The sequence below is a fragment of the Roseovarius sp. genome (assembly GCF_040219995.1).
In the GTDB taxonomy this organism is placed as follows: domain Bacteria; phylum Pseudomonadota; class Alphaproteobacteria; order Rhodobacterales; family Rhodobacteraceae; genus Roseovarius.
The window spans coordinates 42234-68215 of the sequence record NZ_JAVJUC010000004.1; the positions used below are offsets into that span (position 1 = coordinate 42234).

At 63.7% G+C, this 25982-nt stretch carries 27 protein-coding genes; 17 read left to right on the plus strand and 10 right to left on the minus strand.

The annotated features are described in order from the left end of the window. Window positions 1-41 precede the first annotated feature (41 nt). The 6 genes from RID11_RS00335 to RID11_RS00360 all read left to right on the plus strand — a co-directional run bounded on the left by RID11_RS00335 (window position 42) and on the right by RID11_RS00360 (window position 5738). Complete coding sequence (locus RID11_RS00335) at window positions 42-803, plus strand: DeoR/GlpR family DNA-binding transcription regulator (protein WP_350134768.1); 762 nt, start codon at window positions 42-44, stop codon at window positions 801-803. Next, a complete protein-coding gene (locus tag RID11_RS00340) occupies window positions 800-1906 on the plus strand; it encodes an ABC transporter ATP-binding protein (protein ID WP_350134770.1) in 1107 nt (368 codons plus the stop codon). Before RID11_RS00335 ends, RID11_RS00340 begins: the two co-directional genes overlap by 4 nt. A 2-nt stretch (window positions 1907-1908) precedes the next feature. Further along, window positions 1909-3171: an ABC transporter substrate-binding protein gene (locus RID11_RS00345; protein ID WP_502949323.1), complete on the plus strand. Its 1263-nt coding sequence runs from the start codon at window positions 1909-1911 to the stop codon at window positions 3169-3171. A 68-nt stretch (window positions 3172-3239) separates the two neighbouring features. Further along, window positions 3240-4133: a carbohydrate ABC transporter permease gene (locus RID11_RS00350; RefSeq protein WP_350134773.1), complete on the plus strand. Its 894-nt coding sequence runs from the start codon at window positions 3240-3242 to the stop codon at window positions 4131-4133. After that, the gene (locus RID11_RS00355) at window positions 4130-4930 is read left to right on the plus strand and encodes a carbohydrate ABC transporter permease (protein WP_350134776.1); all 801 of its coding nucleotides are present in this window, start codon (window positions 4130-4132) and stop codon (window positions 4928-4930) included. The genes RID11_RS00350 and RID11_RS00355 overlap by 4 nt, the downstream gene beginning before the upstream one ends. Before the next feature lie 7 nt (window positions 4931-4937). After that, a complete protein-coding gene (locus RID11_RS00360; RefSeq protein ID WP_350134779.1) occupies window positions 4938-5738 on the plus strand; it encodes a phosphodiesterase in 801 nt (266 codons plus the stop codon). Between the two features lie 54 nt (window positions 5739-5792). On the opposite strand, the gene RID11_RS00365 is transcribed toward RID11_RS00360, so the two are convergent. Next, a complete protein-coding gene (locus tag RID11_RS00365; protein ID WP_350134781.1) occupies window positions 5793-6170 on the minus strand; it encodes a cupin domain-containing protein in 378 nt (125 codons plus the stop codon). Between the two features lie 250 nt (window positions 6171-6420). Between RID11_RS00365 and RID11_RS00370 the strand changes: the two genes are divergently transcribed. Continuing rightward, the gene (locus RID11_RS00370; protein WP_350134784.1) at window positions 6421-7413 is read left to right on the plus strand and encodes a ligand-gated ion channel; all 993 of its coding nucleotides are present in this window, start codon (window positions 6421-6423) and stop codon (window positions 7411-7413) included. Between the two features lie 21 nt (window positions 7414-7434). Here the strand turns inward: RID11_RS00370 and RID11_RS00375 are convergent, their stop codons facing one another. The 7 genes from RID11_RS00375 to RID11_RS00405 form a co-directional block, all read right to left on the minus strand. Next, entirely contained in the window at window positions 7435-7800 is a 366-nt protein-coding gene (locus RID11_RS00375) for a hypothetical protein (RefSeq protein ID WP_350134787.1), read from the minus strand. A 34-nt stretch (window positions 7801-7834) separates the two neighbouring features. Then, entirely contained in the window at window positions 7835-8344 is a 510-nt protein-coding gene (locus tag RID11_RS00380; protein ID WP_350134790.1) for a DUF308 domain-containing protein, read from the minus strand. 10 nt (window positions 8345-8354) lie between these two features. Beyond that, a complete protein-coding gene (locus RID11_RS00385) occupies window positions 8355-8873 on the minus strand; it encodes an HdeD family acid-resistance protein (protein ID WP_350134793.1) in 519 nt (172 codons plus the stop codon). A 26-nt stretch (window positions 8874-8899) separates the two neighbouring features. After that, the gene (locus RID11_RS00390; protein WP_350134795.1) at window positions 8900-10747 is read right to left on the minus strand and encodes a glycerophosphodiester phosphodiesterase family protein; all 1848 of its coding nucleotides are present in this window, start codon (window positions 10745-10747) and stop codon (window positions 8900-8902) included. Between the two features lie 3 nt (window positions 10748-10750). Next, complete coding sequence (locus RID11_RS00395; protein ID WP_350134797.1) at window positions 10751-13882, minus strand: efflux RND transporter permease subunit; 3132 nt, start codon at window positions 13880-13882, stop codon at window positions 10751-10753. A gap of 3 nt (window positions 13883-13885) precedes the next feature. Beyond that, a complete protein-coding gene (locus tag RID11_RS00400) occupies window positions 13886-14929 on the minus strand; it encodes an efflux RND transporter periplasmic adaptor subunit (protein WP_350134799.1) in 1044 nt (347 codons plus the stop codon). Window positions 14930-15315: 386 nt separating this feature from the next. Further along, on the minus strand, window positions 15316-15918 hold the full coding sequence (locus tag RID11_RS00405) for a TetR/AcrR family transcriptional regulator (RefSeq protein WP_350134802.1): 603 nt from the start codon (window positions 15916-15918) through the stop codon (window positions 15316-15318). Between the two features lie 169 nt (window positions 15919-16087). Between RID11_RS00405 and RID11_RS00410 the strand changes: the two genes are divergently transcribed. The 4 genes from RID11_RS00410 to RID11_RS00425 all read left to right on the plus strand — a co-directional run bounded on the left by RID11_RS00410 (window position 16088) and on the right by RID11_RS00425 (window position 18063). Continuing rightward, window positions 16088-16636, plus strand: a complete 549-nt coding sequence (locus RID11_RS00410) for a carboxymuconolactone decarboxylase family protein (RefSeq protein ID WP_350134805.1) — start codon at window positions 16088-16090, stop codon at window positions 16634-16636. An 86-nt stretch (window positions 16637-16722) separates the two neighbouring features. Continuing rightward, window positions 16723-17187 carry a nuclear transport factor 2 family protein gene (locus RID11_RS00415; RefSeq protein WP_350134809.1) on the plus strand — a complete coding sequence of 155 codons (465 nt, stop codon included), beginning with the start codon at window positions 16723-16725 and terminating at the stop codon, window positions 17185-17187. A gap of 11 nt (window positions 17188-17198) precedes the next feature. Continuing rightward, on the plus strand, window positions 17199-17807 hold the full coding sequence (locus RID11_RS00420) for a pyridoxamine 5'-phosphate oxidase family protein (protein WP_350134812.1): 609 nt from the start codon (window positions 17199-17201) through the stop codon (window positions 17805-17807). Between the two features lie 61 nt (window positions 17808-17868). Beyond that, window positions 17869-18063: a hypothetical protein gene (locus RID11_RS00425; protein WP_350134815.1), complete on the plus strand. Its 195-nt coding sequence runs from the start codon at window positions 17869-17871 to the stop codon at window positions 18061-18063. Window positions 18064-18193: 130 nt separating this feature from the next. On the opposite strand, the gene RID11_RS00430 is transcribed toward RID11_RS00425, so the two are convergent. Then, window positions 18194-18784, minus strand: coding sequence for a YceI family protein (locus tag RID11_RS00430; RefSeq protein ID WP_350134817.1), 591 nt, complete (start codon window positions 18782-18784; stop codon window positions 18194-18196). Between the two features lie 16 nt (window positions 18785-18800). Next, window positions 18801-20615, minus strand: coding sequence for a glucans biosynthesis glucosyltransferase MdoH (gene mdoH, locus RID11_RS00435; RefSeq protein WP_350134820.1), 1815 nt, complete (start codon window positions 20613-20615; stop codon window positions 18801-18803). Window positions 20616-20762: 147 nt separating this feature from the next. Here mdoH and RID11_RS00440 point away from each other — a divergent pair, with 147 nt between their 5' ends. The 6 genes from RID11_RS00440 (at window position 20763) to RID11_RS00465 (ending at window position 25676) form a co-directional block, all read left to right on the plus strand. Then, entirely contained in the window at window positions 20763-21158 is a 396-nt protein-coding gene (locus tag RID11_RS00440) for a 6-pyruvoyl trahydropterin synthase family protein (RefSeq protein ID WP_350134822.1), read from the plus strand. A gap of 1 nt (window position 21159) precedes the next feature. Next, entirely contained in the window at window positions 21160-21927 is a 768-nt protein-coding gene (locus RID11_RS00445) for a class I SAM-dependent methyltransferase (RefSeq protein WP_350134825.1), read from the plus strand. An 81-nt stretch (window positions 21928-22008) separates the two neighbouring features. After that, complete coding sequence (locus tag RID11_RS00450) at window positions 22009-22830, plus strand: RibD family protein (protein WP_350134827.1); 822 nt, start codon at window positions 22009-22011, stop codon at window positions 22828-22830. 5 nt (window positions 22831-22835) lie between these two features. After that, the gene (locus RID11_RS00455; RefSeq protein ID WP_350134830.1) at window positions 22836-23801 is read left to right on the plus strand and encodes a zinc-dependent alcohol dehydrogenase; all 966 of its coding nucleotides are present in this window, start codon (window positions 22836-22838) and stop codon (window positions 23799-23801) included. After that, a complete protein-coding gene (locus tag RID11_RS00460) occupies window positions 23791-24600 on the plus strand; it encodes an inositol monophosphatase family protein (protein ID WP_350134833.1) in 810 nt (269 codons plus the stop codon). The genes RID11_RS00455 and RID11_RS00460 overlap by 11 nt, the downstream gene beginning before the upstream one ends. Beyond that, window positions 24597-25676 carry a glycosyltransferase family 4 protein gene (locus RID11_RS00465; protein WP_350134835.1) on the plus strand — a complete coding sequence of 360 codons (1080 nt, stop codon included), beginning with the start codon at window positions 24597-24599 and terminating at the stop codon, window positions 25674-25676. Before RID11_RS00460 ends, RID11_RS00465 begins: the two co-directional genes overlap by 4 nt. Window positions 25677-25982: the final 306 nt, after the last annotated feature.

A 25982-nucleotide genomic window follows, 5' to 3' on the forward strand; every position in this document is an offset into this window, starting at 1 on the left:
TGTCACATTCTTTGCTCATTAGAGCGTCGTAGGGGGCACAGATGAACAGACGGTCGGCGATTCTCGAGACGGCACAGGCACGCGGGCGTGTCATGGTTGACGAGCTGGCAGAGCTTCTGCGGGTCTCGGCGCATACGGTGCGGCGTGACATCAATGCGCTCTGCGAGCAGGGCAAGCTGCGGCGCTTGCACGGCGGGGCGGAGTTCATCGAGGGCAGTTCGAACCTGCCCTATGCCGCGCGCAGTTCGCTGAATGTCGCGGCCAAGCAGCAGATCGCGGCGCGTGTGGCGCAGGCGGTTCCGGATGGGGCGACGCTGTTCTTTTCGATCGGCACGACACCTGCCGTGGTGGCCGCCGCGCTTGCCAGTCGCGAGGGGCTGACGGTGATCACCAACAATCTTAACGCCGCGATGGCCCTTTCGGAGGCACCCGATGTGCGCATCATTTTGCCGGGCGGCGAGCTGCGCCTGCCGGATCGCGATATCCTTGGGCCGCAGGCCCTGGAGATGTTCACAGCCTATCGGGCCGATTTCGCGATCTTCGGTGCGGCCGGGATCGACAGCGACGGGGCGCTGATGGATTTCCATGCGCCCGAGGTGCGGATGCGCCAAAGCGCGCGCAACAACGCACGGCAGTCCATTCTCGTCGCGGACCGATCGAAATTTGGGCGGCTTGCCCCGGCAGTAGGCGGTCATCTGGCCGAGGCCGATATGGTCGTGACCGAGGCGCGGCCCGGTGCCAGTTTTGCCACGCTCCTGGACCAGCTTGGGGATCGGCTCGTGGTGACGGGAGAGGAGACATGAGCTTTCTGCACCTCGATGGCCTGACACGGCAATGGAACGGACAGGGCGGCGTGTGCGACATCAGCCTGTCGCTGCCGCAGAGTGCCTTTCTGTCGATCCTGGGGCCTTCGGGCTGTGGTAAATCCACGTTGCTGCGCCTGATCGCCGGGCTGGAGCAGCCGCAATCGGGCCGCATCGTGATCGACGGGCGCGACGTGACCGCGCTTCCTGCCGCCGAGCGGAACCTGTCGATGGTGTTTCAGTCCTATGCGCTTTTCCCGCATCTGAGCGTGGCCGAGAACGTGATCTTCGGCCTCAAGGTTCGCCGGGTCGCGCGGGCCGAGCGGGATCGGCGCCTTGCCGAGGTACTGGCCATGACCGGGCTGGCGGGACTGGAGCGGCGCAAACCGTCCGAGTTGTCGGGCGGACAGCGGCAGCGCGTGGCGCTGGCGCGTGCGGCGGTGGCCGAACGCCCGCTTTGTCTGATGGATGAGCCATTGTCCAATCTCGACGCCAAGCTGCGGCATTCGGTACGCCGCGACATCCGCGTGCTGGCACGCAACCTGAACCTGACGGTGGTTTACGTGACCCATGATCAGGGCGAGGCGATGAGCCTTTCGGACCGCGTGATCCTGATGCAGGATGGCCGGATCGAGCAGATCGGCACGCCCGCGGATCTATATGACCGGCCCGCCACCACCTTTGCCGCGCGCTTTGTCGGCGAGCCGCCGATGGCGCTTATCGACGGGGCTGTGCTGGGGCTGCGAGATAGTGTCACTATCGGTCTGCGCCCCGAGCGCATCAGCCTCGCCGCCGCCGGTCGTGGCGATTTCGACGCGGTGGTCGAGGATATCGAGTTTCTCGGCGGCGAGACGCGACTGGCGCTTGGGCATCCGGCCTGCGACGGGCTGGCCGCGATCCTGCCCGGCCCCGTGCAGCACGCCACTGGCCAGACCGTTGGTGTGGTAATCCCGCAAGAAAATCGGCTCCTTTTCAACTCCGTCACCGGAGACCTCGAAAAGGAGCCGCAGCAGAATCCGCAGGCGCGCATTCGCCAAAATCCCGCGCCCGAGGATGGCCAACAGGCCGCAAGTTCAACGCAACCTGTCAAAGAGGACCTTTGAAAATGACCCGTATGACTGCTGTATCCGCCATATTGGCGGCCTCCACCGCGCTCGTCAATCCGGCCGCCGCCGAGACCGAGCTGACCATGTATTACCCGATTGCCGTCGGCGGTGCGCTCACCGAAGTGGTGGACGGGATCGTCGCCAAGTTCGAAGAGCAGAACCCCGACATCTCGGTCAACGCGATCTATGCCGGCAATTACGATGACACCCGGATCAAGGCGCTTGCGGCGCTGGAGTCGGGCGAGCCTGCACAGCTGGCCGTGATGTTCTCGATCGACGCCTATGACCTGATCGAGCAGGATCTGATCGTTCCCTTCGACTCCGTGGTCGAGACCGACGAAGAAAAGGCGTGGCTCGACGGGTTTTACCCCGCTCTGATGGCCAATGGCCAAATCGAGGGCCAGACCTGGGGCGTGCCGTTCCAGCGCTCGACCATCGTCGCCTATTACAACAAGGATATGTTCCGCGCTGCGGGGCTCGACCCGGAAAAGGCCCCCACCACATGGGATGAGATGGTCGAGATGGGCAAGAAACTCACAACCGAGGACCATCACGGGCTGATGATCCCGTCGACGGGCTATCCCTATTGGATGTTCCAGGCGCTGGCCATTCAGAACGGCAAGGAGCTGATGTCGAATGACGGGCTGACGACCAATTTCGATGATCCCAAGGTCGTGGATACGCTGGAGTTCTGGAAATCGCTGTCGACCGAGCATGGCATCATGCCCGAGGGCACCGTGGAATGGGGCACCCTGCGTCAGGCGTTTCTCGAAGGCGAGACGGCAATGATGTGGCACTCGACCGGCAACCTCACGGCGGTCAAGAACAATGCCACGTTCGATTTCGGCGTCGCCATGCTGCCCGGGCAAGAGCGTCTCGGCTCGCCCACCGGCGGCGGCAACTTCTACCTCTTCAAGGACTCGACCGATGAGGAGAAGCAGGCGGCGCTGGAGCTGATCAAGTTCATGACCGCCCCCGAACAGGCCGCCGAATGGTCGATCGCCACCGGCTACATGGGCGTGTCGCCCGCCGCCTACGAGACGGAGGCGCTCAAGGCCTACACCGCCGAGTTCCCGCCCGCCCTCGTGGCGCGCGATCAGCTGGAGCATGCGGTCGCCGAATTCTCGACCTTCGAGACGGCGCGCGTGCGTGACGGCCTCAATGCGGCGATCCAGTCGGCGCTGACCGGCGACAAGAGCCCGGAAGAGGCGCTGAGCGAAGCACAGGCCGCCGCCGAGCGTCAGCTGCGCGCCTACAAGTAAGCGCAAGGCACAGACCATTCGAGGGGGCCGGTTTCCAGACCGGCCCCCCACGACAGGCAGGACACCCCATGACAGACGCCTTCACCATCGAGCGCCGCCGCCGCGCCATCCATGGCTGGCTTTTGCTCAGCCCGGCCCTGCTCATGCTGACGGCGTTCGCCTTTTACCCGTCGCTGGCCACGATGGTGACGTCGCTCTGGTCGCGCGGCACCCGACGCAACCCGCCCGAATTCGTCGGGCTGGAGAATTACCGCTATCTCTTTGACGATCCGACATTCTGGCAGGTGGCGGGCAATAATCTGCTTTATGCGGTTGTCACCATTCCGGTCTCGATGGCGCTGGCGCTGATCATGGCACTCTGGGCGAATTCGAAACTGCCCGCGCGCAGCTTCATCCGCACCGCCTACTTCACCCCCACGGTACTGCCGATGATCGCGGCGGCGAACCTGTGGCTGTTCTTCTACACACCCAGTTTCGGCATCCTGAACCAGATCGGCGCGGCCTTTGGCGCGGCCCCGGTCAATTGGCTGGGTCAACCCGAAACGGCGCTCTGGGCGATTTGCGTGGTGACGATCTGGAAGGAGGCGGGGTTCTTCATGATCTTCTACCTCGCCGCGCTGCAAACCATTCCACCTGACTTGAAAGAGGCCGCCGAGATCGAGGGAGCGAGCCGCTGGACCTATACCCGCCGGATCGTGCTGCCGCTCCTGATGCCGACGACGCTTTTCATCCTCGTCAACGCGATGATCAACTCGGTGAAGCTCATCGACCACCTCTTCATCCTGACCAAGGGCGGGCCGTCGGACAGCTCCAAGCTGATCCTCTATTACATCTGGGAAAACGCCTTCGCCTATTTCGACCGCCCGACTGCGGCGGCGATGACGGTGCTGGTGCTGGCGCTTCTGGGCGCGCTGGCGGCGTTTCAGTTCCTTGTTCTGGACCGAAGGACCCATTACCGATGATCCGTTACATGGAAACCGCCCTTGCCATCGGCCTTGCGCTGCTCTGGATTTCGCCGCTGGTCTTTGCCCTCTGGGCGGCGTTCCACGACGTCAGCGACGCGGTGAATTTCCGCCTCACCGCCCCCCTCACGCTCGACAATTTCCGCACCGCATGGGCGGGTGCGCCCTGGCTGGGCTATTTCCTCAACACGTTCTTGTTGGTGACGCTGATCCTCGCCGGGCAATTCCTGCTTTGCACGCTGGCCGGGTTTGCCTTTGCCCAGACCGAGTTTCGCGGACGAGATGCGCTCTTCCTCCTCGTTCTGATGCAGCTTTTCATTCTGCCCGAGGTGCTGATCGTCGAGAATTACCGTGTCGCAGCCACATTCGGGCTGCTCGACAGCATTTTGGGCATCGGCGCACCCTACATGGCCTCGGCCTTTGGGATATTCCTGATGCGGCAGGCGTTCAAATCGGTCCCGAAGGAGCTTGATGAGGCCGCACGCGTCGAAGGCTGCGGCACTTTGGGTGTGCTCTGGCGGGTCTATGTGCCCGCCGCCCGACCCACCTACCTGGCCTATGCCCTGGTGTCGGTTGCGACCCACTGGAACAATTTTCTATGGCCGTTGATCGTGACCAACTCCCCCTCGACGCGGCCTCTGACCGTCGGGCTGTCGCTCTTCGGTGCGCCCGAGAATGGTGTGGATATCTCGGTCATCTCTGCGGCGACGGTGATGGTGATTGCGCCGTTGCTGATCGGGTTCCTGATCTTTCAACGACAGTTCGTGCAGGCCTTTCTGACCGCAGGGGTGAAATGAGGGTGGCATGACGCGTATACTCCAGATTTCCGATTTGCATGTCATGCCCGACGGCGTGCTCTTTCAAGGCCGCGTTGATACCGCCGCCGCGCTAAACGACATGCTGGCCGGGATTACCCGGCTGCTACCCGCGATCGGCCCGGTGGAGCGGCTGGTGATTTCGGGCGATCTGACGGAAACCGGCTGCGACGCAGCCTATGTCAGGTTGAACGCAGTGATGGCAGAGTGCCCCGTACCGTGGCTTGCCATCCCCGGCAATCACGACCGCCGTGATGCGATGCGCGGTTTTGCGGCACGGGCCGGCTGGATGCCGGATCACGGCCCGATCAACTGGTGTGAGGATCTGGGAACTGCCGCGCTTATCGGTCTCGATACATTGGTCGAAGGACACGCCCACGGTGCGTTGAGCGACGAAACGTTGGACTGGCTTCGCACGACGCTGCGCGAGTTGCGGCATCATACGGTTCTTGTTTTCATGCACCATCCGCCCATCAAGACGGGGATTGCAGGTATGGATGCGATCGGGCTCGAACGCCCCGAGCGACTGGAGGCCGTGCTTCGAGAACATGACGGCCCGCTGCAGATCGCCTGTGGTCACGTTCATCGCATGATGGTCGGTCATTTTGCCGGGCGGCAGGTCGTGATCTCTCCCGGCACGTCTCACGCTGTCGGCCTTGATTTACGTGCGCGCGGCGGACTTGATTTTATCCCGGGGCATGTCGGCGCAATTCTTCACGTCCTCGAACCCGAGCCTCAGACGCTGCTCATCTCAGCCGAAGACTTTCTGAATCCCATTCAATTCGGATGACCGCATAGCAGATCCCCGACGCGATGGGTGCCGGTTTGATTTTTTGTGGAGTGCTTAGTCAAGCTGCACCGCAAGGATGCGCGCCACCTGATCGCCGATCACCCGTATTTCCCGACTGGGATTCTCATAATCTGTGTCGTCCAGACGCAGAACCGCCCCGGCGCTTAACCGTTCCACGTCACCTGCACTTGACCTCAATTCCACTTCGCCGGAAAGCAGGACGCAAAGCTGGCGGCGACTTGAAAAGTCCTTGCTGCTTGAATAGCCGGACGGCAATTCCGTAAAGAAATAGCGCTTGCACGGCTGCGCCGAGGACATCATCGGTGACGTGGCCAGAAAGTCGCTGAGGCCAACGTTCAAGTTTATCTCTTCGTGACCGAACTGTGTGCCGCCTTTGCCATCGTTCGAAAAGGTCGTGATCCGCATCGCCATTCCGGCCCCCTGTTCTGCCTCTTGTGCATGACCTGAGCGCGCCGAAGAATGTCACGCAACTAGAAGCTACAAGTCTCTTTTTCATTTGGGAATGCATTTCTGGTGACAACGCAGCATTCCAGCGTGTTCAGATGCTGATTTCCTTGCCTATGGCAGTCGGACCAGACAGTATTCCAGTCAGAACAGACGGATCAGGCGGCTGGGGTGCGGGATGGGACGATGGCTTGCGGGTTTATTGATGTGCCTTGGCATGGCCCTGCTTGGGGGCGGGGCCGTGATGGCCTGCACGCTGCCCGATATGCGGACGGATGTAGCGCCCACGCCCAAAAATGGCGGTCCGGTTCAGGTGGATGCGTCCTTTACCGTGCTCGACATTTTGGGCGTTGACGATGTGAACCAGCAGATCAATGTCGATATCGGCGCGATGCTGGTCTGGCAGGATCCACGGCTGCAATCGCTCGAAGGCTGCCGGTTTGCCCGCTCTCAGGTCTGGGTACCCGACATTGTCTTGCAAAACTCCTCTAACCTGCGCACCGCGCGCAACAATGCACGCGATCAGGTGGTAGTTGGTGCGGAGGGACGGGTGACCTACCGGCAGCGGTTCTTCGGCGACATCTCCAGCTATCACAACCTGCGCGATTTCCCGTTTGACACGCATGATTTCGCGATCACCTTTCTGCCGGTCGAGACCGGTGTCGAGACAGTGAAATTCGTGCCGGATCAGGCGAATACATGGCTGTCGGACCACCTCAATATTTCGGGGTGGCAGGTCAACGGCCTGTTGCTTGAGGAACAGAGCGCGAAACTGCGCGAGGCCGGACAGGTCCTGAGCATGCTCACCCTCACGATCTCGGCGGAACGCGAGGTCAATTACTACCTCTTCCGGATCATGCTGCCGCTTTTCTTTGTGGTCGCAATGTCCTGGGTGATCTTCTGGGTACCGCCGAGCCGATTCGAGTTCCAGATCGGTCTCGGGGCAACGTCGATGCTGACGGTGATCGCCTTCAACCTCGCTGTCGCCGGGGCGCTGCCGCCGCTCGGCTATCTGACGATTCTGGATCAGATTCTGATCTGGTCCATCGCCATGGTGTTTCTCGCCATCGCCGAGGCGCTGGTGACCGGGCTTCACGTCGTCAATGGCCAAGAGACACGCGCGCACCGGATTGACCGCTTGGCGCGCATGGTCTTTCCCATCTTGCTGATCGGCGGCTGGGCCACACTTGTCCTATCGGGACTGCGGTGAACACCAAGGCGCCGGCGCGCATTACTCCGGTCCGGGGCTGACGCGCCACGCGCCGTCCGCCGTGCGACAGCGCCATGTACGAAAGGTGGCGGGGTCCGGTCGCTTGACCGTGCTGACACGGTGCACCAGTTCGGCACAGTTGCCGTCAATCCGGCCCAGCGTGACCGCCCCCTTTGAGCGGCTTGCAGGGTTGCTCCAACGGCGCGCGTCACCGGTGCGTCCCATCGGCTCGAACAGTTGCTGCGCAGCCGTTTCCATGACCGAGATATCATTCGGCGACAGACCTGAATCAAAAAGAATCTTGCCAAGACTGCGCGCCTGCGCCTCACCCGATCCCATCAATGGCAGCGCCAGCAGCGCTGCGGACAGCAGAATTTTCGTTCTCATAATCAATTCCTTTCCTGATTATCGCCTCAGACGGTCACCGTACCGTCGGCTTTTCCAGCCGCAAGGCCATCACGATCAGCGCCGCCCCGCTACCCAGCAGTTCCAGCGACAGGATCACGCCCAGTTGCAGCGTGACGCCCAGCAGAACCAGAGCACCAAGCACAACCGCCAGCGCACCGGCCACAAGCACCGCCCAGAACAGCGGATCGGTTCGGTAGCGCCGCCCGATCCAGAGCTTGGCCAGCCCGCCTATAACCAGCAGCCCACCCAGCAACCACCGCAGCAGCGTACCATCGCCGATCGGTCCGATCAGCAGCGACAGCCCCAGAAACAGCCCCGCCGCAGCAAACAGACCCGCCCCGGCCCGTTCACGAAAGGCCGAGGATTTCCAGGCCGCGCGCCCCTGCAAAAGCCCCATCAGCACCAGCGCCCATCCCGCGATGGTGGTCGAGGTGATCTGTGCGGCATTCGGATTGATCAGGCCCAGCACACCGCCCGCCAACGCGACCAGCCCCGCCAATAGCCACCATAGCCAGTTTTTCATTACCGCCTCCTCAGCTTGTTTGGTCCCGGGCGGCAAGGCCCAGGACGATCAGGGAAATTCCGTTCGAAATCAGCTCAATCGCCAGCAGGATACCCAGAACCACCGCCGCCGAGAACGGAAAGCTCGTCAGGATCATCGCGCCCAACGCCAGCGAGATGATCCCCGAAAGGATCAACACCAGCCGGAGCCCGCCACTAGGTAGCCGAAACGCGAAGATGATCCGCAACACGCCGATAAACAGCATCAGCAGCGCCACCACGACCGTCAGTTGCAGCACGCCCTGCAACGGATTGCTCACCAGATTGACACCGATCGCCAGAACCGCAGCGCCCAGCACCAGCGACAACAGCCGCGAGACCCAGCTTTCATCGGCAAAGATCGACATCAGCATGAGCGCACCGATGGCAATAAAGAGATACCCGGTCAGAAGTTCCGCCGTCAGCGTCGCCGCCAGCGGGTTCAACAGGGCGATGATGCCACCGATCAGCGACAGCGCGCCGATGCCGAGCAACAGGATGGAATTTTTCATTGTATGTCTCCCGAAACTGCCAAAATCTATGCCTCCGATGGCTCTGCCACCAGATCGAAGCTGTCGAGCCGCAACCGGTCGCTCAGCCACAACAAAATCCTCTCCGCCAGCGACAGCGCCGCGCGCTCTGCCATCACCTGCCGCGCCAGTGCGGGTTTGTTGGTGATCAGCCCGTCCACCCCCATCGAGATCATCCGCGACATGGCGCGCGGGTCGTCCACCGTCCAGACATAGACCCGCTTGCCCGTCGCATGCGCGCGGCGCAGCAGATGCCCCGAGACCTGCCCGGTATTGACCGCCAGAAACTCGGCATCGAGCGCGCTCAGGTCACCAATCGCCCGCGCCGCGAGGATGCCCATCGGCCAGTCCGGGCGCAGGGCGCGCATCTTCGCCACACCCGACCGCTTGAGCGACATGATCATCACGTCATCCGCCATGCCGGTCTCTTCGACGATGCGCGCCACCCGCTCTTCCAGCCGTTCGTCATGGCCGTAATATTTCAACTCGATCAGCACCCGGCCGCGCCCCTTGGCCACCTCCAGCACGTCGCGCAATGTGGGCACGCGGGCCTCCGCATAGGCAGGATCGAACCAGCTTCCGATGTCGATCTGCGCGAGATCGTCAGGCGTTGCGTTCCAGACCTTCAGGGCCACGCCCGCCTGTTTCATGAAGTCGCTGTCATGGGTGACGATCACGGTGCCGTCGGCGATCTCCTGCACGTCGATCTCTACCCAGTCGGCCCGATCCTCCAGCGCCTTTTCCACGGCGGCCAGCGTATTCTCGGGTCGCGCCGCCGCCGCGCCACGATGCGCGATGACCTCAACCGCCTGCGGGGCCGCAAGACGCCCCGCAAGATCGCCCAGAACCGTAACCGCGCCCAGGCCCGCCACACCTGCCGCGATGGCGAGCCCGGCCAGAACCAGCGCACCGCCGACCGGCGCGCTGTCCTGCTGCGGTGCCAGAACCTTGGGCGCCACGCTGCGATGCAGGTCATCTAACAGCACTGCCAGCGCCCCGTTGGACACCGCTGCCAGAACCGCGTTGGCCAGCGACCAGAGCACGAGCGTCAGAAGCGCGGCCAGCACCACCCCGGTGAGGCTTGGCAGCGCCAGTGCCTGCGCGCCCGACCCGAACACGCCGATCAGCGCCGCGACCCCGGCGGCAAGCGCCAAACGCAGCGCAAGCCAGCCAAGTATGCGCCGGATCACCGCGCCACGCCGCGTGCCCAGATGCGCCTCGCTTTGCGCAAAGCAGTCGCGCGACGGCACCCCGTCGATCAGCCGCAGATGCAGGGCGAGCGCCCAGCCCGACAGCCGCCAGATCAGCAGCCCCGCCATGATCAGGGTGAGCGTGCCGATCACCCCCGCAGCCAGCAGAAACTCCGGCGGCCAATAGGTCAGGTAATAGTTGATGTCATGCGCCCGCAGCGTGAGCGCCGCCACCGCCGCGCCCATCACCAGAAACGGCACGGCCAGCAGCGCCACCCGCAGCACCAGCCGCAAGGCAAAACCAAACACCGCCCCGAGCCGGGGCAGCACCAGTCGCCAGGCCGCAGCAAGCGCGGGCCGAACCCCTGTCACCGGCTGCCGCAGCACCGCCGTCATCAAGGCAAGATCAAGCACCGCCGCGACAATCAGCACCCCCGCCACGGCCAATGCGCCAATCGCCCCCAGAGGCGACAAGACAAAGCCCGCGATGTCCTGATCGGTCAGCGCCGGATCACCCGACCAGCGCAGCGCCAGCCCAAGGATCATTCCGGCCAGCGGCAACACCAGAACCGAGACCGCCAACCGCACGCTCAGATGCAGTGCCGTGAACAGCAGCGCGTCGGACAGGGCGCGGCGATAGGCCGGAAGGACCGCGCGCAGCCCCATCGGTCAGGTCTCCGCTTCGCTGGATTTTTGCCCTTTCAAGCGTTCCCGCAGGGATTGGAATATCACGTAGAGCGCCGGGATCACGAAGATGCCCACCAGCGCCGCCGCCAGCATGCCGCCCGCCACGCCCGTGCCCACGGCGCGGCGCGACAGCATCGAGGCGCCCTCGGCGGTGACCAGCGGAATAAGCCCCGCGATAAAGGCAAACGAGGTCATCATCACCGCGCGGAACCGCGCGCCCGCGCCCTGCACGGCGGCATCGAGAATGGTCTCACCGGCCTCGCGCCGTGCCTTGGCGAATTCCACGATCAGAATCGCGTTCTTGGCCGCCAGCGCCAACAGCACCACCAGCCCGATCTGCGCATAGATATTAAAGGGCAGCCCCGCCAGTAGCAGCGCCGCAATCGCGCCCGCCACGCCGAACACCACCGACAGCATTACCGGCACCGGAATCGTCCAGCTTTCATAGAGCGCCACGAGGAAGAGATAGGCAAAGAGCATCGCCAGCACGAGGATCATCGTCGTCTGCCCCGCTGCCTGCTTTTCCTGCAACGCGGTGCCGGTCCATTCGTAATCAAAGCCCGGCGGCAGATTGGCCTCGGCCACCTCTTCCATCGCCGCCAGTGCCGCCCCCGAGGACAGGCCCGGCGCGGGGGTGCCGCTGATCTTGGCCGCGCGCTGATTGTTGTAGCGCGAGAGCGACATCGGCCCGGTGATATAGTCGGCCCGCGCAAAAGCCCCGATCGGCACCATCTCTCCGGACGCGCTGCGCACCTGAATGCGCCCGATATCGTCCACGGCGTCACGATATTCGGGCGCGGCACTCATCCGCACCTGCCACGAGCGGCCAAACAGGTTGAAATCGTTGATATAGGCGGAGCCGAGCGTCGGTTGCAGCGCGGCAAACACGTCCGATACGGGAATGCCAAGCGCATAAAGTCGCTCGCGGTCGATCTCGAGGAAAAGCTGCGGGCTGTTGGCCGAGAACGTGCTGTAGACCCCCGACAGCGTCGGATTGCCATTGGCGGCGAACGAAAGCCCCCGCGCGGTTTCGGCCAGTTCCTGCGGCGTGAGGCCCTGCGTGTCGAGCAGTTGCATCTCAAAGCCCGACCCGGTGCCAAGCCCGGCGATGGGTGGCAGGTTGAAGGCGATGACTTGCGCCGACCGGATCGCCGCGCCCTGACGCATCGCCTGCTCGATCACGTTGAACACGCTTGTCTCTTCGCTCGTGCGTTCGGCGAATTCGTGCATCGACACCAGCGCGAAGGCGGCGTTCGACTTGGTGATCCCGTCCAGCAGCGAAAAGCCCGCAACCGAGGTGACGGACTCGACCCCCGGCAGGCCCAGCAATATCTCTTCCACCTCGCGCTGCGCCGCGATGGTGCGGTTGACCGAGGCCGCCTCTGGCAGGCGCGTCTCGACAATGAACGAGCCCTGATCCTCGGACGGCAGGAACCCGGTCGGCACCGCCTTGAACAGCCCGCCGGTCAGGGCAATGGCCCCGATCAGCAGCGCAAGCCCCAACACCGCGCGCCGCGCGATGGACCCGGCGACCCGCGCATAGCCGTCGCGCGCACTGTCGATACTGCGTGAAATCCGCCCCATTATCCCCTTTTTCGGCCCATGATGTGGCTTGAGCAGGATCGCGCAGAGCGCGGGCGACAGGGTCAGCGCGTTGATCGCCGAGATCACCATCGACACCGAAACGGCGACCGCGAATTGCTGGAACAACTGCCCGGATATACCCGGAATGAACGCCACCGGCACAAAGACCGACAGCAGCACCAGCGTCGTTGCGACAATCGCGCCGGTGATCTCGGACATCGCCGCCGAAGAGGCCTCGGCCGGTGACATCCCGGGGTTTTCCTCCATCTTGGCCTCGACTGCCTCGACCACCACGATGGGGTCATCAACCACGATGCCGATGGCCAGAACCATCGCCAGAAGCGACACGGTATTGAGCGAAAAGCCCATCGCCTGCATCACCGCGAAACTGCCGACCAGCGCCACCGGCACGGCAATCAGCGGCACCAGCGTGGCGCGCAGCGAACCCAGGAAGATGAACACCACGATCACCACGAGGACGAACGCCTCGATCAGGGTCTTTTGCACCTCGTGGATGCTTTCCTTGACGAAGGTGGAACTGTCCGAAACGATGTCATAGGCCATGCCCTCGGGGAAACCTGCCGCGACATCCTGCATCATCGCCTTGGCGGCGTCGGCGGCGGCGATGGCATTGCCACCCGGCGCAAGATAGAGGCCGATCAGCGTCGCGGGCTTGCCGTCAAAACTGGTCACCACATCGGAGTTCTTCTCGCCCAGTGTCACCTCGGCCACGTCGCGCACCCGCACGACGCTGCCGTCGCTGCCCGCGCGCAGGATGATCGCGCCGAATTCCTCGGGGCTCGACAGCCGCCCCTTGGTCGAGAGGTTGAGCTGCAACCCCGGGTCCTCGGTCACCGGCTGTCCGCCCACGCGCCCAATGGCCGCCTGAAGGTTCTGGCTGCGCAGGGCCGCGCTGACATCGGCAGGTGTGAGGTTCAGCGCTGCGAGCCGGTCCACGTCCAGATTGACGCGCATCGCAAACTCATTAGCCCCGAACATCGAGGCATCGCCCACTCCCTCGACCCGCTTGAGCCGGTCCATGATGTTGAGCCGGGCATAGTTCGTGAGGTCACTGCCCTCAAGCGCGTCACTCTCGGCGTAAAGCGCGATGCCCATCAGCAGCGAGGAGGATTTCTTAGCGACCTTCACCCCGGTCTGGCGCACCTCCGACGGCAAGAGCGGCTCGGCCAGTGATACCCGGTTCTGCACGTTTACCGTGGCGATATCGGGATCGGTGCCCACCTCGAAACTGATGCTGAGGATATAGGTGCCATCCGCGCCCGAGGTCGAGGACATGTAGATCATGTCGTCGACGCCCACGACCTGATCCTCGATCACCTGTGCCACCGTCTGCTCGACCACCTCCGACCCCGCACCGGGATAGCTTGCCGTAACCGAGACCTGCGGCGGCACGATATCGGGGAACTGTTCCACCGGCATCTTGGTCAGCGCGATGAACCCGGCCAGGAAAAGGACAATAGAAATGACCCCGGCAAAGCGGGGGCGCTTGATAAAGGTATCTGCCAGCATGAATCAGCCCTCGGGTGCGGCGGCATCGACCGCGCTGCCGGGGCGAACCTTGTTCACGCCCTCGGTGATCACGCGCTCGCCCTCGCTCAGCCCCTCGGCGATGACGGCATAGCCTTGCGCATTGCGGCGCACGGTGACGCGGCGCTGCTCGGCCACCTCGCCCTCGCCCACCACCAGCACAAACGCCCCCTGAATGTCGCGCTGCACCGCCTGCGCCGGGATCGCCAATTCGCCCTCAGGCGTGTCCGAGGTGAGCGTCACGCGCACCAGTTCGCCGTCCAGCAAACGCCCGTCAGGGTTGGCAAACCGCGCCCGCAACGTCACGCTGTCTGTGCCTGAATTGACCCGGCTGTCCACGAAATCGACATCGCCCGGCGCGTCATAGACGGTGCCATTGGCCAGCGTCAGGCTGACGGCGGCCTCTTTCGAGACCTCTCCGCGTTCGACCCGTTCGAGAAAATTACGCAAAGTTGCAGTCGGCACGGGGAATTCGGCGTGGATCGGATCAAGCTGCACCAGCGTCGCCAGCGCGCCTGCCTCCGGCCCGACAAGCCCGCCTTCGTCCACCGCACTGTCGCCGATGCGGCCCGCGAACGGGGCCTTGATTTCGGTGTAAGACAGGTTGGTGCGCGCCCGGTCGAGAGCGGCTTCGAGCCGCAGCACATCCGCCTCGGCCGTAGCAAGCGCGGCCTCGGCCTGATCGAGACGCGCCTGCGCACCGGCCTCGCGCGCGACAAGTTCGCTCTGACGATCCCGTTCGATCCGCGCCAGATCGCGCTGTGCCTGCGCCGCGCCCAGCGCGCCCTCAGCCTCGCGCGCCGCTGCTTCGTAAAGATCGCGCTCGATGACGAATAGCATCTGGTCCTGCGTCACCTCGGCACCCGGGGCAAATCCGATCTGCTCGATCACGCCAGACACGCGCGCGACAAGCGCCACCCTGCGATTGGCGTCCAGACGTCCGTTGAAATCAGAAGTTTCCGCCAAGTCCAGAGTGGTCGCCTCGACTGCGACGACAGCGGGGGGAGGCGCTGCTTCCTGCGAGATCACGGCTCCGCTCGCGGATGCAAAAACAATGGATACTAAAATCGTTCTAATCAATTCAGCCTCCTGACGCGAAAGGTCGATGATCAAACGATACGCGATGTCTCTGAAGAGTCACCAAAAAAACGGTCAGTGATGTGCGCCAAGGCTTTTAGGCCCTTTGCTTGGTATTTTTGGGCTCAGAAAGAACACAGATGTCATTGCAGAACGAGCTTGGGGACGGGTTCGAAAGGGACGCCCTGGTGCAGGTTGTTGATCGCGGCCATGTGGTCAGCGAGGTGGCCGCGAGCGTCTTCCACGGGCACCTCATTCCATTCCCGGCCATCCGATATCGGTTGGCGTGGGGCGCAGAGGCAGGAAGATGCCCGCGTTGCGCGGCTGGTTTCGGAGGCTCAATCCTGCGGGGGCTGCGATGCCTTGGCGAGGGCCATCTGGATGATCCCGGCAGCCATCTCCTTGGCGACCTGCGCTGCTTCGGGCATGCCGCGCACATGCGCGGTGGCGATCGCCCCTTCCTTGAGCAGGGCCAGTTGCTCGGCCAGATGCCGTGGTGCCGACGCGCCTGCTTCGGAACACAGTCTTTCGAGATAATCTAAGATGCTGCGCTTGTGTTCGGCGGCGGCGCGGTGCGCTGGGTGGGCGTGGTCGCCGAACTCACCAGCCGCGTTTATGAAGGCGCAGCCGTGGAACCCCAGCCCCTTGAAGGCCCGCCCTTCGAACCACGTCTCCAGCGCATCGAACATCGCCAGCAGCCGCCCACGCGGATCGGGCGCGGCCTTTTCCATCTCGCCCATCAGCCAGTTGCGGAACTGCTCGTCACGTCGATGCAGCACGGCGAGAATCAGTTCGTCCTTGGACCGGAAATGTTTGTAGAGCGTCATTTTCGCGACGCCGGATTCGGCCAGGATCTTGTCGATTCCGGTGGCATTGAAGCCGCCAGCGTAAAAAAGTTTCAGGGCGGAATCCACCAGATCGTCACGACGGGATTTCGGCATATTTTCTAACCTTACCAGACAGTTCTGTATTCTTTTTGCAGAAATACCTTGGATATTCAAGGGGAAGCTTCACAAGTCATGCCCGGAAATAGCATCTCTAACAGTTGACGTATGTACAGACCGATCTGTATATTTTTGCTCACTGACTTAATCAAAAGCGAGATCCCTCATGACACGTATTTCTCTTCCCCCCTCGATCGACGCTGCACCTACTGCCGCGCAGCCGCTGCTTGACGGCGTGCGCCAAATGCTTGGCAGCGTGCCGAACCTCTTTCGCATCACCGCGAACAGCCCCGCCGCGCTCGAAGGTTATCTCGGCCTCAACGGCGCGCTTGCCAAGGGCGGCCTCGACGCCAAGACCCGCGAGCGCATCGCACTCGCCGTGGCGCAGGTGAATGGCTGTGAGTATTGCCTTGCCGCCCATACCTATCTCGGCACGCATGTGGCCAAGCTCGACGCGGCGGAGATCGCCGCCAACCGCAATGCTTCCTCCTTCGACCCCAAGGCTGATGTCGCCGTCGGGTTCGCGGTCAAGCTCGTCACCGAGCGCGGCCAAGTCGGGGACGCCGATATCACCGCGCTCAAGTCTGCGGGTTATACCGAGGCGGAGATCGTCGAGATCGTGGCGCATGTCGCGCTCAACACGCTGACCAACTATATCAATTCGGCGTTCGAGACGCCGATCGACTTCCCGGTGGTCAGCGCCAAGGTGGCCTGATCCCGGCGGCGCCCCGGCATCCCCCACGCGGATCGCTCCCTGTCCCGGTCGGGGCGCCAGAATTCCACCACACAGGAGATCGACCGATGACACGCCCGCCGCTGCCGCCCTTTGACGAAGCCGCCGCCATCACCAAGGTCCGCATGGCCGAGGATGGCTGGAACAGCCGTAACCCCGAGAAAGTCTCGCTCGCCTATACGCCCGACTGCCAGTGGCGCAACCGGGCCGAGATCTTCCAGGGCCGCGACCGGATCGTCGATTTCCTCACCCGCAAATGGGCGCGCGAGCTTGATTATCGCCTGATCAAGGAATTGTGGGCCTTCCACGGCAACCGGATCGCCGTGCGCTTTGCCTATGAATACCGCGACGACAGCGGTTCATGGTTCCGCGCCTATGGCAACGAGAACTGGGAGTTTGCCGAAAACGGCCTGATGCGGCAGCGCATTGCCTCGATCAACGACCGTCCGATCACCGAGCAGGAGCGCCTGTTTCACTGGCCGCTCGGGCGTCGCCCCGACGATCATCCCGGCCTGTCGGCCCTTGGCCTGTAAGGAGTTGAGCCATGCCTCTCGGAGTTGCCGATATCGCCTTCACCCCGACCGTGCGCGCCGAACAGGAGCGTCTTGGCTCCGCCGCGCTCTACGCCAGTGCCCTCTCGCCCGACCGCGATGGCGGGCGCAGCCTGACCGAGCGCGAGGCCAGCTTCCTCGAGGCGCGTGACGGGGTGTTTCAGGCCACCGTCTCGGAAACCGGCTGGCCCTACGTCCAGTTCCGTGGCGGCGCGCCCGGGTTTCTCAGGGTGATCGACCCGCAGACCGTCGCCTATGCCGATTACCGCGGCAACCGGCAATATATCAGCACCGGAAACCTGCGCACCAATCCCCGTATCGCGATCATCGCGGTCGACTACCCGGCGCGCAAGCGGCTCAAGCTGTGGGGTGAGGTTGAAATCTCCGAGGATGCCAGGATCATCGAGTTGCTGTCCTCCGCGGATGCCCCGCCCGCCGAGCGCGTAATCATCATCCGCATCGCGGCCTTTGACTGGAACTGCCCGCAGCACATCCCGGTGCGCCGCACCGATGCCGAGCATGGCGACGAGATTGCAAGGCTTCAGGCCCGTATCGACGCATTGGAAGACACACTGACCAAGGCCGGGATTTCCCCGACCTGACCGGAAGGATCAAACCCAAGGGCGCAGGCCCGAATTTCAAGCCAGGACGTGGATCATTGAAATGACAGACAGAAACTCGCTTCTCATCTCGGCCCTCGCCATGGCGATCACGGTCGGCAACCTAGCAATATCGCTGGCCACACCAGGGCCCGATCATACCCGGATAGAGATGGTTGCCAAAGCCGCGCCCGACCGCCACGCGCCCATGAAAACCGACGCCTGCACCCTGGCATTAACCGATCTACCAGCGAACTGATCCCGATCTCCGCACCCCGCCGACGGTGCCGAGCTCGAAGGAAAGCAGACATGCATCGCGCCTGCGGCGTGACTTGGGGCGTCGACGGCGGCCAAGGTGCCTGAGAGCAAAGGAGCTCTCGCCGCCCGCATCACTCAGACCGGATCGCCTCGAATTCGAGGATGATGTTCACCGCGTCGCCGACGAATTCCGGCAGGGCATAGGTGCTGCCGAAGTCGCTGCGCAGGATCTCGGCGCTGGCCGAGATGCCGAGCGTCTCCTTGCCGTGGCAGCAAGGGTAATCGGCGCGTTTGTTGAGTGTCACGTCGAGGGTGACGGGCTGTGTCACGCCGCGAATGGTCAGGTCGCCGGTAACGGTGCCGGTGGTCTCGGTCTCGGGCGTGCTGCCAGTGCCGACAAAGGTGATTTGCGGATGCGCCTCGGCATCGAGGAAATCCGGCGAGCGGACGTGGTTGTCACGCTTTTCATGGTCGGTATCGACGCTTTGCGCGCCGATGGTGGCCCGCACCTCGTCCAGGTCCTGCGTCTCGGGGTCATAGACAAACTGCCCTTCGATCTCGGAAAACCGGCCAAGCACCTTGGCATAGCCCGCATGCATGATGGTGAAGGCAACGACGGTATGTTCGGGATCGATCGCCCATGTTGCCGGTTCGGCCTGCACAGTGTGCGGCAGGCTGAGGGCGGCGAGAGCGCAGGCGGCGGTCAGGGTCTGTCTGGTCATTGTCGGTCCTCCCGTGTCAGGCGGTGTTGGCGTGGATGGCAATGGCCTCACGCCTTTGTGGTATTCGGTCCTCGGGGATGTCGAAGAGGCCGGTGCGGCGCGACCAACGCCCCATAGCGGGCTTAGCCGAGAACACGGCTATCGGGATCGCGCCGATAAGCGCAATCAGGATCGGTGCACCGAAGATCAGTGCCCAAGGGGCGAACGCCGCAAACCACAGCCCAAGCGCCACACCGATAATGGTCTGAGGCCAGAGTACGCGGGCGGCCTCGCTCCATTCCAGCCGCTCGCGGCTGCGTTGCTGTGCGCTCCAGCCGATGCGCTGCCCGAAGAGAAGCCCGATGGCAAACCGTGTCAGTGCAAGCGCCACGATTGGGGCTGTGAGCATGGAAAAGAGCATCTCGATCAGCCCGCCGAACGCCACGCGCACTCCGCCGCCATACGCCGCACGACGCTCGGGGCGGGCCAGGACCTGCGCGAGCCCCATGATCTTGGGGCTGAGGCTGAGCGTTAGGATCGTCGCAAAGAGTGCCAGACCGGTGACTGCAGGCACCGCGTTCAACTGGCCCGGCAGCGCCATCATCGCGGCCCCGATCAGGATGAAACCCATCCATGCGGGCGCGCTTACATACATCAAGATCGCGAGCACCAGTTGAATGCGGCTTACCGCTTTCAGCCCCGGCATTGCCAGCAGGTGCAGATATTGCAGGTTGCCGTTCATCCAGCGCAATTCGCGGCGGATGAAATCCACGAGGCTGGGCGGGTTCTCCTCGAAACTTTCGCTTTCCTCTGCCATCACCCGTACCTCATAGCCCGCGCGGCGGATCATCACGGCCTCGAGCTGATCGTGGCTCAGGATCGGGCCCGAGAGCGGCCCGCGCCCGGGCAGGTCGGGCAGCATGCAATGGCTGCGGAACGGCGCTGTGCGGATCAGCACGTTATGGCCCCAGTTTGGCCCGCAATCACCCTGCCACCAGGCCGAACCGAGGGTGAAAGAGCGCATGCCGTGACGCATTCCGAACTGAAACACGCGGGTGAAAAGACTGCTGGAGGGCAGCCCGGTCACAAGGCTTTGCAGCATGCCGATCTCGGGGCTGGCCTGCATCACCCGGACCAGGCGAAAGACCGTCTCAGCGCCCATCTCGCTATCAGCATCAAGCGGCAGGAAGAAATCGCTTTCGCCGTCGGCACTGTGCAGGAATTCGGCGATATTGCCCGCCTTGTAGCCGGTATTCTCGGTCCGGCGACGGTACTGGATCCGCGCATTTGGCCGCGCCGCGCGCCATTGGGCAACACGTGCCTCTTCCTTGAGGGCGATGCCCGGCGCGTCGGTGTCGCTCAGCACGTGATAGGAAAACCGCCCGGCCCAGGGGCTTTGGGCGATCTCGGCCTCAAGCCGCCGCAGCCGGTCTATGGAGGCGTCGGGATCTTCGTTGCGCAGCGGCATGACGATTGCCACCCGCGCGCTGACCGGCTCTTCGCCCGAGACCCGAGCCAAGGCAGGTGTGACATGTGTGGCGGCCTGTGCGCCATGCCGCAGATCAAGCACCAGACCCAGCACGCTGTTCCAGAAGCCGATCGAGAGCCATGGCAGCGTCAGCGCGAAACAGGTCAGCAGCGCAACTTCGGTCAACGTGATGCCGAAGGGGGCGAAAAACGACGCCATCACCGAAAAAAGCAAAAGCACGGTCGCGGCGTTGAGTCCAAGAACCAGCCGCCGTCGCACGGCAAGGCGCTTGCCCTCTAACGGGGCCGACTGTCGGTACTCGTTGTGTGTCGTGATTAAAGTCAACGGTTTCTCCAAGCGTGTCGGCAACCTTGGCCTGATCATATATTGTCGGTGAAGAAGTAAAGTCTTGCCCGCCCCGGTCCAATGAATTCTTCGTGGATGTGCGGGGAATCGCCGGTTTTGCCGCGTGGCTTGACCGTTTGCCGCGCAATGATAGCTATCTTGCGACACTCATTAAAGGAAACGCCCATGTTCGCCGTTGAAGTCCGAGATCACATCATGATCGCCCATTCCCTGCCCTCCCCGGTCTTTGGCCCGGCACAGGGCGTTCACGGGGCCACGTTCGTCGTGGATGCCGCCTTTTACACCGACGATCTCGACGCGCAAGGGCTGGTGGTCGACATCGGGCTGGCGACAGAGGCGCTTGCCCGTGCGCTTGAACCGCTGCGCTATGGCAATCTGGATGAAAAGCCGGAGTTCGAGGGCAAATTCACGACCACCGAATTTCTGTGTCATCACATCTGGAGCGCGCTGCGCGAGACAGCGAAATCCGAGGGGTTGGGCGATGCCGGGCGGCTTCGCAGGATTCGCGTGATGCTTCACGAAAGCCATGTGGCGCGCGGCTGGTACGAGGCCGATATCTGAGATGGGCTTTGACGCCGAATGGCTTGACCTGCGTGCGCCTGCGGACGACAGGGCGCGGGATGCTGACCTGCTCCAACGCGCAATCGCTTATGCGGGCTCCGGCGTGCGCATGCTCGATCTGGGGTGCGGGACGGGGTCCACGGTGCGGGCCTTCGCGGCGGCTGGGGCCGAGTCGCTTGACTGGTGTCTGCTAGACAATGACCCGGCACTGCTCGACCTTGCGCGACGACATCATCCGGAGGCAGAGGTCCGCATCTGTGATCTGAGCGACCTCGATGCAGTGCCTCTGACGGATGTGAAGATGGTCACCGCGTCAGCGGTGTTCGATCTGGTATCGGAGGACTGGGTGATACGCCTTATTGACCGGTTGGCACGGCACCGGATCGCGCTTTATGCGGCCCTCAGTTACAATGGTGTGATGCGCTGGAGCCCGGAGGACCAAGACGACGCCGCAGTGACAGAGCGCTTCAACCACCATCAATGCGGGAACAAGGGATTCGGTTCAGCGCTCGGACCAGAGGCGGCTACGCGGATGACCTCGTTGCTCGCGGCGCGCGGATACGATGTATTCAGTGCTCCGAGCCCTTGGGTTCTTGAGCCAAGCGAGGCCCCGTTGCAGGACGCGCTGCTATCGGGGATTGCCGGGGCCGCGCACGAGGCTGGCTTTGACGATGCCGCGGGCTGGGCGGCGCGCCGGCGGGATGCGATTGGTCATGCTCGGGCGGAAATCGGCCATATGGATGTACTCGCCCTGCCCGGGGGAGGGTGACATTTCCGCACTGGCCTCTATCTTTGCATGGGACGCAGTAAAGACCCCGCCATCCGGGCAACGCAACAAAGGGAATGCCACATGCACGCGACCGACGTAACACCCGAGGTCTGGGATCGCATCGTCAGAACTCGTGCGGGCGCGTCCTGTTTGTGCTGCGGCGACTGGAGTGCGGGTGAGCGCGCGGCAATCGGCCTTTACGGCGCAATGATCGCGACCCCAGGCACGTGTCACGTTGCGGCGCAAATCGGGCAGTCGCTTGATGGGCGCGTTGCTACCCTCTCGGGCGATGCCGCGGATGTCTCGGGGCCCGACGGGCTGGCGCATCTGCACCGGATGCGCGCGCTGGTCGATGCCGTGGTCGTTGGCGTCAAGACCGCGTTGCACGACGACCCACGCTTGACCGTGCGGCTGGTGCCGGGGCAAAATCCGGCGCGCGTGGTGATCGACCCATCAGGCCGCCTGCCCAATGATGCGCGGCTTTTCGCCGAGGATGGCGCGCGCCGGATCGTGATCCAAACTGTGGATGTACCCCGGCCTCAAGGGGTGGAGGTGATCCGCCTGCCGCGTGATACATGGATCGCGCCCCGTGCGATCATAACCGCGCTGCGCGACAAGGGGCTGCATCATCTTCTGATAGAGGGCGGGGCGATCACCATCGCACGTTTCCTCGAAGCGGACCTGCTGACGCGCCTGCATGTCGCCGTGGCCCCCTTGCTGATCGGGTCTGGGCCGCAGGGGCTGACCACGCAGCCGATATCGCGGCTTGCGCAGGCGCGTCGGCCTGAAACGCAGGTCTATGGGCTGGGATCGGACGTCGTGTTCGATTGTCTTGTCGGCACGCAGGCGGCCCCTTGTGCCTGGCCGCACACCGCGATGACTACTGCAGCGTTGCACGGTTGACGCAGATGACGGACCCTGGCCGCGCACTCTGGATTACCGGCCCCCGGGTGGTAGAGGTCCACCCGATCGACATCACGCCCGGGCCCGACGATTATATCGTGCATACGCTCTTTTCCGGGATCAGCCGTGGAACGGAACGTCTGGTGTTCGAAGGGCGTGTGCCCGAGAGCGAATACCAGACCATGCGCGCGCCCATGCAGGGAGGGGAATTTCCCTTTCCGGTGAAATACGGCTACAGCGCGGTCGGCCAGATCCAAGACGGCCCGGACGCAGGCCGCATTGTGTTTGCCCTGCACCCGCACCAGACCCGGTTTGCCTGTCCGCAGGCAATGGCCGTTCCGGTACCGCCCAATGTGCCGCCCGCGCGCGCGGTGCTGGCGGCCAACATGGAGACCGCGCTCAATATCCTGTGGGATGCGCAGGTACAGCCAGGCGACCGGGTGGTAGTGGTGGGGGCGGGCACGGTGGGCGCGCTCGCAGGCTATCTCGCGGCGCACATTCCGGGCACAGAGACGTGCCTGATAGATGTCGATCCCACCCGCGCCGCTCTCGCCAGCGCCCTGGGCTGCGCGTTTGCCGAACCCGATGCAGCCCCGGGTGAGGCGGATGTGGTGATCCATGCCTCCGCGACCGAGGCCGGGCTTGCGACTGCTCTGGCGCTTGCCGGGGTCGAGGCCACGGTGATCGAGGCCAGCTGGTTCGGCACGCGTCCAACGACGATCAATCTCGGGGCTGCGTTCCATCAACGGCGACTGCGCCTGATCGCCTCGCAGGTGGGGCGCATCCCCGCGCATCGCGCGGCCCGCTGGACGCATCGCCGCCGTCTGGACGCAGCCCTTCGGCTTCTCGACGATCCGGCGCTTGATGCGCTTATCTCGGGAGAGAGCCCGTTCGACACGGTCGCCCAGGATTATGCTCGTATTCTCGATGCCCAGGACACATTGTGCCACAGACTGCGCTATGACGGATGACCCGGACGAGAACGCGCTGCGCCTGATGACCCGCGTGGCGCAAGAGGCAGGCGCGCTCCTGCTCGACCGGTTCGAGACGGTCAAATCCATTCCGCGCACTGAAAAGACAGCGGGCGATTTCGTGTCCGACGCGGACCTGACAGCGGAAACGACGATCCGGGACCGGTTGCAGACCGCCCATCCCGGCATCGGCTGGCTTGGCGAGGAAACCGGCGCGTCGGGCGACCCAGCCGGTCTGCGCTGGATCGTCGATCCGCTCGACGGCACCACGAATTTCTTGCACGGATTGCCGCATTGGGCCGTCTCCATCGCCTTGGCAGAGGGCGATAGGGTGATCGCGGGCGTGGTGCACGATCCGGTCAAGGCTGAGACATTCACCGCCGGGGCCGGCACCGGGGCATATCTCAATGGCGCACCGATCCATGTGTCACAGGGCGTGCCCCTTTCCCATGCGTTGCTCGCTACAGGCGTGCCTGCGGGTGGGCGTGTGACTTATCTTTCGCACAGCATGCACGACATAGAAGGGTTAATGCCGGATTGTGCCGGAATCCGCCGCTGGGGGGCCGCGACGCTGGATCTGGCCTATGTGGCGGCAGGCCGGATTGACGCCTATTGGGAGCGAAACCTTGGCCCTTGGGATGTCGCTGCGGGTCTGCTTCTGGTGGCTGAGGCGGGTGGCGAAGTGCGGCCGCTCTGGCCGGGGCGGTCGGTGCTGGAGACAGGCTCTTTTCTGGCCTCGAACGCCGATCTCGGCCCGCTGCTGGCACCGCGCCTTTGCGACGCGCGAGACAGTGCATGACCACGCCTCGCGCCATGGCCTTTGCCGTACCTGGCGATATCGAGACGGTGACCGGCGGCTACCTCTATGATCGCAGGCTTGCCGATGCGCTGGTGGCGTCCGGCATTGATGTGCATCAGCTGACCCTTGGCGACAGCTTTCCTCATCCGACTGCGCGCGACATGGCGAATGCGCTGGCGCAGCTTGACCGGCTGCCCGCCAATTGCCCCGCGCTTGTCGATGGGCTGGCCTTCGGCGCGCTCGACACGGGGCGGTTATCGCAGGTCCGCGCTCCGCTGGTTGCGCTGGTGCATCATCCGCTCGCACTCGAACCGGGGCTAGAGACCGCACAGGTGCGCGAGATGGCGGCGCGTGAGATGGCCAACCTCGCGCTCGCCCGGCATATCGTGGTCACAAGCCCGCATATCGCCCGCCTGCTCGAGACTGAATACGGTGTCGCGCGGGACCGGATCAGCGTTGCAAAGCCCGGTTTCGCTAGCTCGCCCGCCACAGGCCCGCGCCGAGCCGCGACACCGCCGCTCATTCTCTCTGTGGGCCTGCTCGCGCGGCGCAAGGGGCATGACATCCTGATGCGCGCCTTGGCGCAGATCACCGATCTGGATTGGCAGGCGGTGATCGTCGGGCGCGCGCATGAGCCCGAAACCGCCCGCAGTCTGCATGACCTGCGCGGCGCGCTCGGGCTTTCGGCACGCCTGCGCCTGACCGGCGAGATTTCGCAGACCCGGCTCGACGCGCTTTACGGAGAGGCGAGCCTTTTTGCTCTTGCGACCAGATACGAAGGCTATGGCATGGTATTCGACGAGGCGATGGGACATGCATTGCCCATCGTGAGCACACGTGCCGGGGCCACGCCCGATACGGTGCCGCAAGCGGCCGGCCTGCTGGTGCCGCCCGACGATGTCGATGCCTTCGCCAACGCATTGCGTCGATTGCTTGATGACAGGCACCTGCGCAAGGCCTGTTCCCAAGCGGCCCGCGATGCTGCAACAAGCCTCGGGGGATGGTCACATACAGCCGAGGTGGTTTCAGCGGCACTGTTCGGGCCAATCTGGGCAAATGTTGACGTGCCAAAGTAGCAGTGCAACTGTCGCCGGACCGACCGACAAAGGCGGTGTTTCGCTCCCTGATCCCCAACCCCGTCGATGGCCCGCCATTATTCCCGGTCTGCCAACCTTGCGGAGCGCAACCGGATCACGATGGAAACACTGGAAAATGAGAACGAACGCCGATCAAAAGTTGTCCAACTGACCTGCCACGGGATTTTTCCTCCATTTGGAATTAGAGTCCGACCCAACGAAGGGACGGACAATGAAGCGAACGAGATACAGCGAAGAACAGATCATCGGCATCCTGACCGAGCATGAGGCCGGCGCGAAGTGCGC

Coding starts and splice junctions, on each gene's coding strand:
- RID11_RS00420 (WP_350134812.1), top strand. CDS start 17,199: ATGCCTCTCGGAGTTGCCGATATCGCCTTCACCCCGACCGTGCGCGCC.
- RID11_RS00375 (WP_350134787.1), bottom strand. CDS start 7,800: ATGAGAACGAAAATTCTGCTGTCCGCAGCGCTGCTGGCGCTGCCATTG.
- RID11_RS00365 (WP_350134781.1), bottom strand. CDS start 6,170: ATGGCGATGCGGATCACGACCTTTTCGAACGATGGCAAAGGCGGCACA.
- RID11_RS00380 (WP_350134790.1), bottom strand. CDS start 8,344: ATGAAAAACTGGCTATGGTGGCTATTGGCGGGGCTGGTCGCGTTGGCG.
- RID11_RS00395 (WP_350134797.1), bottom strand. CDS start 13,882: ATGCTGGCAGATACCTTTATCAAGCGCCCCCGCTTTGCCGGGGTCATT.
- RID11_RS00430 (WP_350134817.1), bottom strand. CDS start 18,784: ATGACCAGACAGACCCTGACCGCCGCCTGCGCTCTCGCCGCCCTCAGC.
- RID11_RS00460 (WP_350134833.1), top strand. CDS start 23,791: ATGACGGATGACCCGGACGAGAACGCGCTGCGCCTGATGACCCGCGTG.
- RID11_RS00465 (WP_350134835.1), top strand. CDS start 24,597: ATGACCACGCCTCGCGCCATGGCCTTTGCCGTACCTGGCGATATCGAG.
- RID11_RS00340 (WP_350134770.1), top strand. CDS start 800: ATGAGCTTTCTGCACCTCGATGGCCTGACACGGCAATGGAACGGACAG.
- RID11_RS00440 (WP_350134822.1), top strand. CDS start 20,763: ATGTTCGCCGTTGAAGTCCGAGATCACATCATGATCGCCCATTCCCTG.
- RID11_RS00350 (WP_350134773.1), top strand. CDS start 3,240: ATGACAGACGCCTTCACCATCGAGCGCCGCCGCCGCGCCATCCATGGC.
- RID11_RS00385 (WP_350134793.1), bottom strand. CDS start 8,873: ATGAAAAATTCCATCCTGTTGCTCGGCATCGGCGCGCTGTCGCTGATC.
- RID11_RS00370 (WP_350134784.1), top strand. CDS start 6,421: ATGGCCCTGCTTGGGGGCGGGGCCGTGATGGCCTGCACGCTGCCCGAT.
- RID11_RS00345 (WP_502949323.1), top strand. CDS start 1,909: ATGACCCGTATGACTGCTGTATCCGCCATATTGGCGGCCTCCACCGCG.
- RID11_RS00390 (WP_350134795.1), bottom strand. CDS start 10,747: ATGGGGCTGCGCGCGGTCCTTCCGGCCTATCGCCGCGCCCTGTCCGAC.
- mdoH (WP_350134820.1), bottom strand. CDS start 20,615: ATGATCAGGCCAAGGTTGCCGACACGCTTGGAGAAACCGTTGACTTTA.
- RID11_RS00425 (WP_350134815.1), top strand. CDS start 17,869: ATGACAGACAGAAACTCGCTTCTCATCTCGGCCCTCGCCATGGCGATC.
- RID11_RS00450 (WP_350134827.1), top strand. CDS start 22,009: ATGCACGCGACCGACGTAACACCCGAGGTCTGGGATCGCATCGTCAGA.
- RID11_RS00360 (WP_350134779.1), top strand. CDS start 4,938: ATGACGCGTATACTCCAGATTTCCGATTTGCATGTCATGCCCGACGGC.
- RID11_RS00445 (WP_350134825.1), top strand. CDS start 21,160: ATGGGCTTTGACGCCGAATGGCTTGACCTGCGTGCGCCTGCGGACGAC.
- RID11_RS00415 (WP_350134809.1), top strand. CDS start 16,723: ATGACACGCCCGCCGCTGCCGCCCTTTGACGAAGCCGCCGCCATCACC.
- RID11_RS00405 (WP_350134802.1), bottom strand. CDS start 15,918: ATGCCGAAATCCCGTCGTGACGATCTGGTGGATTCCGCCCTGAAACTT.
- RID11_RS00455 (WP_350134830.1), top strand. CDS start 22,836: ATGACGGACCCTGGCCGCGCACTCTGGATTACCGGCCCCCGGGTGGTA.
- RID11_RS00355 (WP_350134776.1), top strand. CDS start 4,130: ATGATCCGTTACATGGAAACCGCCCTTGCCATCGGCCTTGCGCTGCTC.
- RID11_RS00335 (WP_350134768.1), top strand. CDS start 42: ATGAACAGACGGTCGGCGATTCTCGAGACGGCACAGGCACGCGGGCGT.
- RID11_RS00410 (WP_350134805.1), top strand. CDS start 16,088: ATGACACGTATTTCTCTTCCCCCCTCGATCGACGCTGCACCTACTGCC.